The 11962-nt window shown below is 67.4% G+C and carries 14 protein-coding genes; 3 read left to right on the top strand and 11 right to left on the bottom strand.

What is annotated here, in order from left to right; genetic code table 11:
• Positions 1-367 precede the first annotated feature (367 nt).
• Complete coding sequence (locus tag AC1RVW_RS27160) at positions 368-2134, bottom strand: ATP-binding response regulator (RefSeq protein ID WP_493203683.1); 1767 nt, start codon at positions 2132-2134, stop codon at positions 368-370.
• Between the two features lie 46 nt (positions 2135-2180).
• On the bottom strand, positions 2181-2906 hold the full coding sequence (locus tag AC1RVW_RS27165; protein WP_285412981.1) for a response regulator transcription factor: 726 nt from the start codon (positions 2904-2906) through the stop codon (positions 2181-2183).
• Positions 2907-3091: 185 nt separating this feature from the next.
• On the opposite strand from AC1RVW_RS27165, the gene AC1RVW_RS27170 reads away from it, so the two are divergent.
• Positions 3092-3556 (top strand): Mpo1 family 2-hydroxy fatty acid dioxygenase, encoded by a 465-nt coding sequence (locus tag AC1RVW_RS27170; RefSeq protein WP_493203672.1) that lies wholly within the window; start codon positions 3092-3094, stop codon positions 3554-3556.
• Positions 3557-3654: 98 nt separating this feature from the next.
• On the top strand, positions 3655-4596 hold the full coding sequence (gene rpoH, locus AC1RVW_RS27175) for an RNA polymerase sigma factor RpoH (RefSeq protein WP_081269917.1): 942 nt from the start codon (positions 3655-3657) through the stop codon (positions 4594-4596).
• 48 nt (positions 4597-4644) lie between these two features.
• Here rpoH and AC1RVW_RS27180 read toward each other — a convergent pair whose 3' ends face one another.
• From AC1RVW_RS27180 to AC1RVW_RS27205, 6 genes are read right to left on the bottom strand one after another with little or no spacing between them, the layout of a single operon-like run.
• The gene (locus AC1RVW_RS27180) at positions 4645-5469 is read right to left on the bottom strand and encodes a DNA alkylation repair protein (RefSeq protein ID WP_106936892.1); all 825 of its coding nucleotides are present in this window, start codon (positions 5467-5469) and stop codon (positions 4645-4647) included.
• Between the two features lie 13 nt (positions 5470-5482).
• Positions 5483-6100: an SCO family protein gene (locus AC1RVW_RS27185; protein WP_493203673.1), complete on the bottom strand. Its 618-nt coding sequence runs from the start codon at positions 6098-6100 to the stop codon at positions 5483-5485.
• Positions 6101-6113: 13 nt separating this feature from the next.
• Positions 6114-7019, bottom strand: a complete 906-nt coding sequence (gene cyoE / locus AC1RVW_RS27190) for a heme o synthase (protein WP_081269920.1) — start codon at positions 7017-7019, stop codon at positions 6114-6116.
• Positions 7016-8251 (bottom strand): COX15/CtaA family protein, encoded by a 1236-nt coding sequence (locus AC1RVW_RS27195; protein ID WP_106936890.1) that lies wholly within the window; start codon positions 8249-8251, stop codon positions 7016-7018. The genes cyoE and AC1RVW_RS27195 overlap by 4 nt, the downstream gene beginning before the upstream one ends.
• A 33-nt stretch (positions 8252-8284) precedes the next feature.
• Positions 8285-8965, bottom strand: a complete 681-nt coding sequence (locus tag AC1RVW_RS27200) for a redox-active disulfide-containing membrane protein (protein WP_081269922.1) — start codon at positions 8963-8965, stop codon at positions 8285-8287.
• Positions 8952-9824, bottom strand: coding sequence for an SURF1 family protein (locus tag AC1RVW_RS27205; protein ID WP_493203674.1), 873 nt, complete (start codon positions 9822-9824; stop codon positions 8952-8954). The genes AC1RVW_RS27200 and AC1RVW_RS27205 overlap by 14 nt, the downstream gene beginning before the upstream one ends.
• A gap of 27 nt (positions 9825-9851) precedes the next feature.
• Between AC1RVW_RS27205 and AC1RVW_RS27210 the strand changes: the two genes are divergently transcribed.
• Complete coding sequence (locus AC1RVW_RS27210) at positions 9852-10082, top strand: twin transmembrane helix small protein (RefSeq protein WP_081269924.1); 231 nt, start codon at positions 9852-9854, stop codon at positions 10080-10082.
• A gap of 80 nt (positions 10083-10162) precedes the next feature.
• Here the strand turns inward: AC1RVW_RS27210 and AC1RVW_RS27215 are convergent, their stop codons facing one another.
• Genes AC1RVW_RS27215 through AC1RVW_RS27225 form a run of 3 tightly spaced genes read right to left on the bottom strand, consistent with a single transcriptional unit; the run spans position 10163 to position 11938 of the window.
• Positions 10163-11044 carry a cytochrome c oxidase subunit 3 gene (locus tag AC1RVW_RS27215; protein ID WP_081269925.1) on the bottom strand — a complete coding sequence of 294 codons (882 nt, stop codon included), beginning with the start codon at positions 11042-11044 and terminating at the stop codon, positions 10163-10165.
• A gap of 52 nt (positions 11045-11096) precedes the next feature.
• On the bottom strand, positions 11097-11315 hold the full coding sequence (locus AC1RVW_RS27220) for a DUF2970 domain-containing protein (protein WP_106936888.1): 219 nt from the start codon (positions 11313-11315) through the stop codon (positions 11097-11099).
• The gene (locus AC1RVW_RS27225) at positions 11312-11938 is read right to left on the bottom strand and encodes a cytochrome c oxidase assembly protein (protein WP_106936887.1); all 627 of its coding nucleotides are present in this window, start codon (positions 11936-11938) and stop codon (positions 11312-11314) included. Before AC1RVW_RS27225 ends, AC1RVW_RS27220 begins: the two co-directional genes overlap by 4 nt.
• Between the last annotated feature and the right edge of the window lie 24 nt (positions 11939-11962).

Genomic DNA, 11962 nt, shown 5'->3' on the forward strand with positions numbered 1-11962 from the left:
GGCGCAGGGGCTGGCGCGGGGGGCTCCGCGGGCGGCGGAGCGGGAGCGGGAGGCGGGGACGGGAGCACGCCGATGGGCGCAAAGCTGTTGCCATCGTTGCCGCCGCCACCGCAAGCCGCCAGGGCAAGCGTCGCCGCGACTGCTGCGGCTACCGCCGCGAGTCTGAACTTCATTGGGGAAAAACCTCCGGAATCCATGTGTTGTGAGCGCTCTGGCAGGAGGACTCGGACGGGGTGTCCGAGTCGCCAGTGCCCCGCTAAGGTAAGGCGCAACCACGGTATTCGCCAGTGCCGAAAGTCATTTCATCTGTCGGCTACAGATGCCATTGGTACTCAATTAATACCAATAGGCTCAAAAATCGGATCGGCTACCGGGCCGCCCCGAGCTCTGCCATCGCGCGCAGCAGCGATTCGGCGGCCACCGGCTTGAACAGCACCGGCACGCGCGATTCGCGCACGCGCTTCAACCGGTCCGGCGAGGTTTCGCCGGTGATGAGCAGCAGCGGCGTGGCCGTCGTGCCCTGGTTCGCGGCCTGGCTCAGGCGCAAGCCGGCGTCGAGCCCGTCTGCGCCGTCGGCCAGCCGGTAGTCGCACAGCAGCAGATCGAAGGGACGCCCTTCGGCGGCGGCCTGCTTCAATGCCTCGGCCGCGGCTTCCTCGCTGTCGACGGCATGCGCATCGACGGCATGGGAGCGCAGCAGCCCCACCATGGCCTCGCGGATTTCCAGTTCGTCGTCGAGCAGCAGCACGCGCCCGGGCAACGCGGACTCGGGGTTGCCGCCACGCAGCGCCGATGCGGCCCCCGCGACGGACGCCGATGCGGCCGCCGACCGTGCCGGCGCCTTCACCGCGGGCACCACCACGCGGAAAAATGTGCCGCGCCCCGGCCGCGAATGCATCTGCACCGGATGGCCGAGCAGCCGCGACAGCCGCTGCACGATCGACAGCCCGATGCCCAGCCCGCGCGAACGGTCGCGGCCAGGATTGTTGATCTGATAGAACTCCTCGAAGATCCGGCTCGACTGTTCGGGCGCGATGCCGATGCCGCTGTCGCGCACCTCGATCCACACGGTTTCGCCGCGGTCGCGCGCCGTCACGGTCACGCCGCCGCGTGCCGTGTATTTCAGCGCGTTGTCCATCAGGTTGGACAGCATGCGGTGCAGCAGTTGCGGATCGCTGTGCACCCACAGGCCGCTGGCGAGCACGCGCAGTTGCAGTTGCTTGTGTTCGGCCCGGGCCGCGAAGGTGTGGTTGAGCGGCAGGAACAGCGCGTCGAGCTGCACCGGCTGCGGCGCCGGCGTGACCACGCCCGCGTCGAGCCGCGAGACGTCGAGCATGGTGTCGAGCGATGCGCCCAGCGCATTCACCGCGCGCATCAGGCGCTCGGCATTGCGGCGCTCCGGGCGGTCGCGCAGTTCGTTTTCCAGCGCGGCGCCGAACAGCGCGATGGCGTGCAGCGGCTGGCGCAGGTCGTGGCTGGCGGCGCCGAGAAAACGCGTCTTTTCTTCGCTGGCGCGTTCGGTGGCGGCAATCTGCTCGCCGAGCCGTGCGGCAAGCGCCTCGTTCTCGAAGCGCAGCAGGAGCGACTCGGTGAGCAGCTTGTGCTGGCCGACGCCCGCATGCAGCGTCAGGAGCAGGTAGGCGGCGCCAGCCGCCGCCAGGAAGAGGTGCAGGCCGTCGCCCTGCCAGGCGAGCGCGGTGATCATGCCCAGCGACATCGGCATCGTGTAGCCGAACAGCGCCGGCTTCAGCGGCCAGAGCGACTGGGCCGCGCGAGCGCAGCTGCCGACGATCACGGCCATCAGCAGCGACGTCATGGGCAGGTTTTCGTGCGGCACGATGAGCCAGGGCACCACGGCGGTGACCATGCTCACCAGCGTGACCATGCGCGAGATCTTGCGCGCCCAGTAGGCGCTTTCGCGCGCCGGCCGCTCGGGCGTCCAGCGCGGCGTGAAGAGCACGTAGATGTCGGCGATCAACAGCGCGGCGAGCCAGAACAGCAGGCTCGGGTCTTTCAGCTGCGAATAGATGATGGCGCCGAACACCAGCACGAACGCCATGTGCGTCAGCGTCGAGACGATGTAGGTGCTGTAGACCGAGGCGATGCTCTCGCGCAGCACCCGCTGGCCGAGCATGTAGTCGGCGGACGGCTCGCTCGGCGCCACGGTCGGTGCGCTCAAATCAGTGCAGGGTGCTGATCAGCTGGGCACGCGATCGCATGCCGAACAGCAGCAGGATGGTCGAGACGTGGTTCTTCACGGTGCCTTCGCTCAGGTTCGCAAGCTGCGCGATTTCCTTGTTCGCCTTGCCTTCGAGCACCCATTGCAGCACCTGCATCTGGCGCGGCGTGAGCTCCTGCCAGGCGCTGGCATGGGGGAATTCGGCATGGCCGGCGAGCGGCCTGGAAAAGGCCGGCGGCGGGGGTTCGGCGGCGCCGGGCGCCGAGGGGTCGAGCAGGCCGCAGGCGCGGATGAAGCTCACCACTTCCTTCAGGTCGGCCGACTTGGGCAAAAAGGCTGCCGCACCCAGCGCCAGCACGCCCTGCGCCAGCGTGCTGTTTCCGGTGCCCGAGAGCACCACGATGCGCGCGTCGGGAAAGCGCTGGCGGAAGTCGGCCAGGCCGCTCAGGCCGCGCGTGTCGGGCAGCGCCAGGTCGAGCAGCACGAGGCCGATGGACGCCCGGTGGTTTTCGTAGAGCACCAGCGCGTCGGCCACGTTGCCGGCCTCGAAAACCTCGATGCTTGCGCCGGAGGACGCCGCCTGCGCCTGAACCAACGCGCAGACGCCGAGGCGCAGCAGGTCGTGGTCGTCCACGACGAGGATCGCGGTGGGTGCGGGGTTGGCGGCGGGCGTGCCGGCCTCGGCGGCCGGATGCGGGGGCGTGGATGAGGTGTCGAGGGAAGCCACGCGCTTGATCTTAGCGGCGCGACGGCGCGATGAAAGTGCCCAAAGTCATTCTGTGCGTGCACCTGTAATGCTTTCAAGCTACTTTTTTGATAGCAAATACGCATCGGAAGCGCTCTTGCCATCGGGCTTTTCCGTGTGCACCATCGAAGTTCCGCCGCATCGAACGGCGCCCACGGAGACACGCCATGACGCACACCGCCGCCGCCCCGCTCGAGTCGAGCGATCGCACGGTCGACCGGCTGCTCGCCCACTACGAGGAGAGCCACCGGAACCCGACCAACGAACTGATCCATTTCGTGGCCATCCCGGCTATCATGCTGAGCATCGTCGGGCTGCTGTTCGCCATTCACCCATGGGTGGCGTACGTGTTCGTGGCGGCCAGCCTCGTGTACTACGCCCTGCTGCGGGCGCCCGCCTTCCTGCTGGCCATGGCCGTGCTGACCGCCATTGCCCTGGCGCTGGTCCATGCGATGGGCGGCCTTGTATTGCCGATTTCGGCCGCTATCTTTGTAGTGGCCTGGATCTTTCAGTTCGTGGGCCACAAGCTGGAAGGCAAGAAACCTTCGTTCTTCGAAGACATCCAATACCTCTGGGTCGGCCCGCTGTTCGTTCTGTCGAAGCTCTTTCTCAAGCTAGGCATACGCTGGTAGCCTGGGGCTATCGGCGCGATAGAAACTCAAGGGAACCCTTGGTTTAGCACTCCCTCTAACCGAGTGCTAATATGGCCAACACAAAGGAGTTTCCCCTGATGACAACCCTGTCCGGAGTCTCTGCCAACCAGCTGGCCGTCGCCAACCCCTGGTCGATGGTTCCCCCGCTGGGCAACCTGGATGCTTACATTTCGGCCGCCAACCGCCTGCCGCTGCTCACGCTCGAAGAAGAGCAAGGCTTCGCTCGCAAGTTGCGCGACCACAATGACCTCGAATCCGCCGGCGCGCTCGTGCTGTCGCACCTGCGCCTCGTGGTCTCCATCTCCCGCCAATACCTGGGCTACGGGCTGCCGCACGGCGACCTGATCCAGGAAGGCAACGTCGGCCTGATGAAGGCCGTGAAGCGTTTCGACCCCGACCAGGGCGTGCGGCTCGTGAGCTACGCCATGCACTGGATCAAGGCCGAAATCCACGAGTACATCCTGAAGAACTGGCGCATGGTCAAGGTCGCGACGACCAAGGCCCAGCGCAAGCTGTTCTTCAACCTGCGCTCGATGAAGCAAGGCTTCAAGGCCGACTCGGCCGCGGCCGACAACGGCACGCACCGCGACACGCTGAGCCCCGACGAGGTGTCGCAGATGGCGACCCGGCTCAACGTCAAGCCTGAAGAAGTGCTCGAGATGGAAACCCGCCTGTCGGGCGGCGACGTCATGCTCGACCCGGGCCCGTCGGACGACGGCGAAGAAGCCTTCGGGCCCATCGCCTACCTGGCCGACGCCACCCAGGAGCCGACCGCCCTGCTCGAATCGCAGCAGCGCGACCGCCTTTCGAGCGACGGCATCGCCACGGCGCTCGAAGCGCTGGACGACCGCAGCCGCCGCATCGTCGAGGAGCGCTGGCTCAAGGTGAACGACGACGGCTCGGGCGGCATGACGCTGCACGACCTGGCGGACGTGTATGGCGTGAGCGCCGAGCGCATTCGCCAGATCGAAGTCGCTGCCATGAAGAAGATGAAGAAGGCCCTCGCGGACTACGCGTAAGCCTCCTCTCTTCCCAGAATGAAAAAAGCTCGGTCACCCGGGCTTTTTTCATTTGGAGAGCGTACGCATCGCCCGTTTGGCGATGTAGCGGGTCTCGGGCGTGTCCGATTCGGCCAGCCACCGCGCGCAGAGCCGGTCGACCCATTCGCCCTGGCTCTTGCTCGCATCGTTGAGCCAGTTGGCCACCGAGTTCTGCACGTAGCGGCTCGGATCGGCGCGCAGCGGCTCCAGCAGCGGCAGCGCGAGCCAGGGCTCGGTCTTGAGCGCCTCGATCTGCGCGCACCACACGCCGCGCGGCCGCGTGAGTTCGCTGGCAAAACGGCGGATGTTGGGGTCGGCATCGAACACCCAGGGCTGCAGCAGCGCGAGTGCTTCGTCGAGCGAGGCGATGACCGCGTCGCGCACCGCCATCCATGCGATCTCGCGCACGCCGAAGTGCGGATCGGCGGCAAAGCGGCGCACGGCCTCCAGTTGCTGCGGCAGCGGCAGGCCCGAGAGCGTGACCCACTGCGCGGCCCAGCAGCGTGCCACGTCGCTCGCGTGCGTGGCCAGCCGGTGGGCGACGACGTCGCGCTCGGCGTGCAGCGCCGCGAGGTCGTAGAGCGCGCGGGCGATGTGCCCGTGCCGCTGCATCGGCTTGAACGCCGCCAGCATCGCGAGCGTATCGGCCAGCCGCTCGCTCTGCCCGTCGAGCCCGATGTGCCCTGCCACGCTGCGTGCCAGTTGCGGCAACTCCAGCGCCATGAATTCGTTGAGGTTGACGGTCTCGAGCAGCCCGTCGTTGAGCGCGCTCAGCACCTCCGGCGGAATCAGCGCGATCCGGAAGGCGCCCTTGCGCGCCTTCAAGTGCTCGACCGAGCCCATGGCATCCATTCGCCGGCCCCGCTCAGGAAGCGAGCAGGGTCTTCAGGTCCGACACCATGGCCGGCACGCCCGCGCCATAGCGTGCGTAGAGCCGCAGGCGACCCTGGGTGTCGTACACGTAGCTGGCGGCCGAGTGGTCCATCGAATAGCTGGTCGGCGTCTTGCCCTCGACCTTCTTGTAGTAGACCTTGTAGTCCTTCGCGAGCGCGGCCAGTTCGTCGGCGGTCGGGATCAGCGCCACGAAGCTCGGGTCGAACGCGCCCATGTAGGCCTTGAGCACCTCCGCCGTGTCGCGCGCCGGATCGACGGTGACGAACAGCACCTGCAGCTTGTCGCCGTCCTTGCCGAGCTGCTGCTTGACCTGCGCCATCTCGGTCATGGTGGTCGGGCAGACGTCGGGGCACTGCGCGTAGCCGAAGAACATCACGACCACCTTGCCCTTGAAGTCGGCCATGGTGCGGACCTTGCCGTCGACATCTTTCAGCGAGAAGTCTTTCGCGTAGTCGGCACCGGTGATGTCCACCGCATTGAAGCTCTGCTTCTGTTCGCTGCAGGCGGAAAGCCCCAGGCCCAGGGTCGCGGCAACGCCCACCCAGCCGGCGCTTCCGGCGATCAATCTGAGAGCGTTCCGCTTGTTCATGGAAAAGACGTGTTCAATGGATGTAGTGATCGACGAGCAGCGCCAGGAACAGCACGCTCAGGTGGATCAGCGAGAAGCGGAAGGTCTTTCGCGCCAGGGTGTCGGAGTAGTTGCGCCACAGCGCGAACGCATAGCCGGTGAAGCCGATGCTCACCGCCACGGCCACCGCCAGGTACAGCCAGCCGCTCATGCCGTAGATGAAGGGCATCAGGCAGGCCGCGAACAGGATGAAGGTATACAGCAGCACCTGCAGCCGCGTGAACTCGTTGCCGTGCGTGACGGGCAGCATCGGCAGGCCCGCCTTGCGGTAGTCCTCGACGCGGTAGAGCGCCAGCGCCCAGAAGTGCGGCGGCGTCCACAGGAAGATGATGAGGAAAAGGATCAGCGCCTCCGGGCCCACGTCGCCCGTCATCGCGGCCCAGCCCAGCACGGGCGGCATGGCGCCCGATGCACCGCCGATCACGATGTTCTGCGGCGTCAGCGGCTTGAGGATCACGGTGTAGATCACCGCGTAGCCGACGAAGGTGGCAAAGGTCAGCCACATGGTCAGCGGATTGACCGTGAACCACAGCAGCGCCGAACCCACGGCGCACAGCACCGCCGAGAAGACCAGCGCCTGCAGGTCGCTGAGCTGGCCGCGCGCGGTGGGCCGCCACGCGGTGCGCTTCATCTTGGCATCGATGCCCTTCTCGACCAGGCAGTTGAAAGCCGCCGCCGCCCCAGCCACCAGCCAGATGCCGATGCAGGCCAGCGCGCCGCGCTGCACGTCGGCCCACGACGGCATGCCGGGCACGGCCAGCACCATGCCGATGAGGGCGCAGAACACGATCAGCTGAACCACGCGCGGCTTGGTCAGCGCGTAGAACTGGCGCAGCACGTTGGCGGTGCTGCTCTGCTGAACGGAAATCGGGGTACTCACGCGGCGGCCTTCCTCTGGTTGTTGTTGTCGCGACCGGTTGCATTGTCACTGGCGCGCGCCACGCGTGCCTCGGGCACGGCGCGCCGGCTCTCGCACAGGGCCCACGTCAGCACCACGGCCAGCGCCGCGGCGCCTCCGGTGTGCAGCACGGCCGCCGCCAGCGGCCAGCCGAGCAGCACGTTGCCCAGGCCCGTGGCCAGTTGCAGCAACGCAAGACCCGCCAGCCAGCGCGCTTGCGGTTTCAGCGTGTCGATGCGGCGCAGGCGCCATGCCAGCACGCCGAGCGCGGCGAACACGGCGTACGCCATCAGCCGGTGCGCATAGTGGATGGCGGTGAGCGCTGAAAAGTCGAGCGGCTGGCCTTCGCCGGTCACGCCGAGGTGACGCCAGATCTCGAAGCCCTGCGCGAAATTCATCGGCGGCCACCAGCTGTCCTGGCAGGTCGGGAACTGCGTGCATGCGAGCACCGCATAGTTGGTGCTGACCCAGCCGCCGAGCGCGATCTGCAGCACCAGCAGCACGGTGGTCGCGATGAGCCCGTTGCGCAGCGCCGGCGACACCGGCGTCGGCAGCCGGCGCGCGGCCGCCTGCCGGTAATGCACGGCCTGGATGCAGAGCAGCGCAAGCAGCACCACGGCGCCCAGCAGATGCAGCGTGACGATCGCGGGGAACAGCTTCCAGGTGACGGTGAGCGCGCCGAAGGCGCCCTGCAGGCAGACCCACACCAGGGTGAAGGCCGGCCACCAGGCGCTGAGCGTGGCGTGGTGATCGCCGTCCTCGGAAGATGACGACGGCTGTGGCGCGCGGCGCTGGCGGCGGCGCACGATCCAGGTCGCGCCTGCGAGCGTGAGGATCAGCACGCCGACGCCCGTTGCCAGGTAGCGGTGAACCATCTCGACCCAGGCCTTGCCATGCGTGACCGGACCGGTCGGCTGCGCACTCTGCGCCATCGCGATCTCGTGGCGTGCACCGTGCGGACTGGCGTTGCCGTAGCAGCCGGGCCAGTCGGGGCAGCCCAAGCCCGAATCGGTGAGACGGGTGAAGGCGCCGAACAGGGTCAGGTCGAAAGTCAGGAACAGCGTGAGAACGGTCAGTGCATGCAGCCGGCGCGCCGGGCCTGCGCCCGCGTTGCGCCGCCAGACCCAGAGCAGCGGGCCGAGCGCGATCAGCACGCCCGCGGCCATGAGCCACGCGATCGGCGTGAGGTCGTAGAGCGAGCTCGTCGTGTCCATGCTGTGCTGCTTGCCTGTCTTGCTTCCGGCCTGTCAGCGGTCCGGCTTGTCCCACGACGCCGAGGCGCGCAGCAGGCGGTCGAGGTCGCGCTTGGCGCGGCTGGCGCCAGCGGCGTCCATGCGCGCCGGGAAACGCATCATCCAGTGGCCCATCGGGTCGACCACGTAGAGGTGTTCGGCCAGCGTGTGGCCCGACACGGGCACCAGCCACCTAGCCAGTTCGTCGGCCGGCACACGCAGCACGGTCGCGCCGTGCAGGCCGTTGTTCAGCCGCTCGGGCACGGGCGCGGCGTCGCTGACCAGCCAGACGCGGTCCATGCGGTCTTTTTCGCGGCCCAGGCTTTCGCGCAGTTGCCGCTGCAGGTAGAGCTGCTGCTCGCACAGCGCATCGCAGGCGGCGTCGGCCACCGCGACCAGCAGCCACTGGCCCTTGAGGGTGGCCAGGTCGACCGGTGCGCCGTTGCGATCGGTGGCGATGAACTTCGGCAGCTCGCGCTGCGGGTCGATCAGCTCGCCGTAGACGCTGCGCCCCTCCGGCCGGATCACGTAGTAGGTGAAGTACGAGGCGATGACCGGCGCCGCGCACATCAGCATCACAGCGATCATCTTCCAGCGCCCGACGACCGTGCGCCGGCCCTCGGCGCCGTCGAGCGCCTGGTTCGGCGACGGCATCGAATGGACCGTCAGGCCCAGCGGCTCGTCAGAAGCGGCCATCGCGTGCGCGGCGTCTCGCGCGGCGGAAGGGTGTGATGAATTGGAACCAGACATAGAGGATGACGACGAGGGCCGACAGGCCGAACCACTGGAATGCGTAACCGTAGTGCCTCTCGAGGCCCAGCGCCGGGGCCGGCCAGTCTCGCTGCAAGCCCTCGGAGGCCGGCCCGGTCTGCTGCAGCGACACGTCGGTACGCAGCGGCATCTTGGTCTCGGCGCGGAAGGCCTCCAGGTCGAGATTTTGCCGGATGGGCGAATACCCTTCGACGGCCGGTGTCGGCGCGGCGGGCGCGGCCGGCGCGGGGGCTTCCGGTGCCGCTGCCGTTGCGGGCGCCGCTGCCGGTGCGGCGGGCGCGGGGTCGGGCGTGCCCAGCTCCAGCAGGTGGCTCGGGGGCGGCTCGAGCAGGCCCGTCACCTCGACGATGCCGGCCGGCGTGTCGACAGCGCCCAGCTTCGTGCGATCGACGAAATTGCGCTGCACCCAGCCGCGCTGGACCATCACCGTCTGCTCGGTGCCCTCGAGCGCGAACGGCGTCAGCACGTAGAAGCCGGGCACGCCATGCATCTGGCGGTTGTCGAGGTACACGGTCTGCGGTGTGAGCCAGAGGCCGCGCAGGCGCACGGGGCGATGCAGTTCGTCGGAAGGCTGCTGCAGCGCCAGGAACTCGGCCTGGGTGAGCGGCGGCTTCTGCTTCTGGGCCTCGATGCTGGCCTGGAGCGCCTCTTTCTGCGCGGCGCGCGAGAGCTGCCAGCGGCCCAGCGAAACGGTGGCCGCCAGCGTCAGCACGGCGGCGACGGTGACCAGCCAGAAACGACCGGGGCGCCGCCGGTCTTCGGAATACAGGGGTTGGGGAGTCACTGGAGGAAGCGGGGCGTGCGGCCGATAATGCGGGTCATGAAATATTTCGTCGCCCTGGTGTTCGTGGGCATCTTCGCGAGCCTCGCGTTTGCCCTGTTCTTCATGCTGAAGGACGGGCGCAACGGGCGCGCCAAGAGCGGCGGCATGGCGCGCGCCCTCACCTTTCGGATCGGGCTCTCGGTATTTTTGTTCCTCTGCATGCTGCTCGCCTGGAAACTCGGCTACATCCAGCCCACCGGGCTCCCGCTCGGCAAGTAGCAGGTGGTGCTCGTTCCACGAGAACCATGAAAAAGGCGCCTTCCGGCGCCTTTTTTGTGGAATGCCGCGAGGTGCTTCGCTCAAAGCCAGTAGACCAGCATGTAGAGACCGAGCCAGACCACGTCCACGAAGTGCCAATACCAGGCCGCGCCTTCGAAGCCGAAGTGGCGCTCCGGCGTGAAGTGCCCCTTCTGCAGCCGCAGCGTGATGAACAGCAGCATCAGCATGCCGATGAACACGTGCAGGCCGTGGAAGCCGGTCAGCATGAAGAAGGTCGAACCGTAGGTGCCGGAGCTGAGCTTGAGGTTCAGCTCGGTGTACAGGTGGTGGTACTCGTAGCCCTGCACGCCCAGGAAGATCAGGCCGAGCAGCACGGTCATCCACATGAAGCGGATGGTCTGCGCGCGATGTCCGGCGCGCAGCGCATGGTGGGCGATGGTGAGGGTCACGCCCGAGCTCAGCAGCAGCGCGGTGTTGATCGTGGGCAGCCAGAACGGGCCGACGGTCTGGAAGGGCTCGACGATGCCGGCCGGCGAGCCGGTGGCGCCGGCGGCCATGCTGGGCCACACGGCCTTGAAGTCGGGCCAGAGGATCGCGTTGTCCAGGCTGCCGAGCGTCGGCAGCGCATGGGTGCGGGCCCACCACAGCGCGGTGAAGAAGGCGCCGAAGAACATCACTTCGGAGAAGATGAACCAGCTCATGCTCCAGCGGAACGACAGGTCCACCTTGTGGCCGTACTGCCCGCTCTCGCTCTCGCCGATGGCGGCGCGGAACCAGACGAACAGCGTGCCCAGCCAGACCAGCATGCCCGCCAGCAGCGACCAGGCGCCCCACGCATGGCCGTTGATCCACTGCGCGGCGCCCAGGATCACGAAGAACAAACCGATCGCGGCCGAGACCGGATAGGACGACGGTCCGGGCACGAAGTAGTAGGGCGTGGCGCCGTGGGTGGTTGAACTCATATCAGCTGCTCCTGGCTTTCTTTCTTCTCTCGATTCAATGGATTCTGCTCGTTCAGGCCGCGGCCACGTGGCGCACCAGCAGCACCAGGGCGACCACGAAGACGATCACGGCCACGAACGCCACCGCAATGATGTGCAACGGGTTCAGCTTGCGCAGGTCTTCCTGGTAGGCGCTGTTCTTGCGAACGCCGAAGAACGACCACCCCACGGCCTTCACCGTGTCCCACAGCGAAGCCTTCGAAGCATTCGGCCGTTCGGGCGGCGTGCTCACGAGCGCGGCTCATTCGGGGCATTCGAAACGGCGGCGACCGGTGCCGCGGGCGTCTTGCCGCCCACCTCGAAGAAGGTGTACGACAGCGTGATGGTCTTCACGTCCTTGGAAATCTTGGGGTCGATCACGAAGGCGACCGGCCACTGCTTCTTCTCGCCCGGATCGAGCGTGTACTGGTTGAAGCAGAAGCACTCGAGCTTGTTGAAGTAGGGCGCCGCCTGCTGCGGCGCGTAGCTCGGGATGGCCTGCGCGGCCATGCGGCGGTTCTGCACGTTCTGGAACTCGTACATCACCGTGTTGAGCTGGCCGGGATGCACCTGGATGGTCCGCTCCGCGGGCTTGAAGTCCCAGAGACCGCCGCGCACGTTGGAATCGAACTCGACCGTGATGGTGCGGGTCATGTCGACCTGCGTGTTGTCGGGCACGCGCACCTTCTTGCCGCCGCTGGCACCGCCGGGCACCTCCAGCTCGGAGAGCGCGAGGATGTTGATGCCGGTCATCTCGCAGATGGCGCGGTACATCGGCACCAGCGCATAGCCGAAGGCGAACATGCCGCAGGCCACGACGGCCAGCTTGCCGACCATGCGGACGTTGGCGCGGCGGATGCGTTGACCGATGCTCATGCTGGTGCTCCCGTTCGGTGGCCG

The sequence above is a fragment of the Variovorax sp. MPBD4-3 genome (assembly GCF_058809745.1).

Bases quoted from the DNA above. Each gene is read 5' to 3' on its own strand.
- rpoH (WP_081269917.1), top strand. From the start codon at position 3,655: ATGACAACCCTGTCCGGAGTCTCTGCCAACCAGCTGGCCGTCGCCAAC.
- AC1RVW_RS27185 (WP_493203673.1), bottom strand. From the start codon at position 6,100: ATGAACAAGCGGAACGCTCTCAGATTGATCGCCGGAAGCGCCGGCTGG.
- AC1RVW_RS27210 (WP_081269924.1), top strand. From the start codon at position 9,852: ATGCGGGTCATGAAATATTTCGTCGCCCTGGTGTTCGTGGGCATCTTC.
- AC1RVW_RS27180 (WP_106936892.1), bottom strand. From the start codon at position 5,469: ATGGATGCCATGGGCTCGGTCGAGCACTTGAAGGCGCGCAAGGGCGCC.
- AC1RVW_RS27225 (WP_106936887.1), bottom strand. From the start codon at position 11,938: ATGAGCATCGGTCAACGCATCCGCCGCGCCAACGTCCGCATGGTCGGC.
- AC1RVW_RS27160 (WP_493203683.1), bottom strand. From the start codon at position 2,134: ATGCTCGGCCAGCGGGTGCTGCGCGAGAGCATCGCCTCGGTCTACAGC.
- AC1RVW_RS27170 (WP_493203672.1), top strand. From the start codon at position 3,092: ATGACGCACACCGCCGCCGCCCCGCTCGAGTCGAGCGATCGCACGGTC.
- AC1RVW_RS27215 (WP_081269925.1), bottom strand. From the start codon at position 11,044: ATGAGTTCAACCACCCACGGCGCCACGCCCTACTACTTCGTGCCCGGA.
- AC1RVW_RS27195 (WP_106936890.1), bottom strand. From the start codon at position 8,251: ATGGACACGACGAGCTCGCTCTACGACCTCACGCCGATCGCGTGGCTC.
- AC1RVW_RS27200 (WP_081269922.1), bottom strand. From the start codon at position 8,965: ATGGCCGCTTCTGACGAGCCGCTGGGCCTGACGGTCCATTCGATGCCG.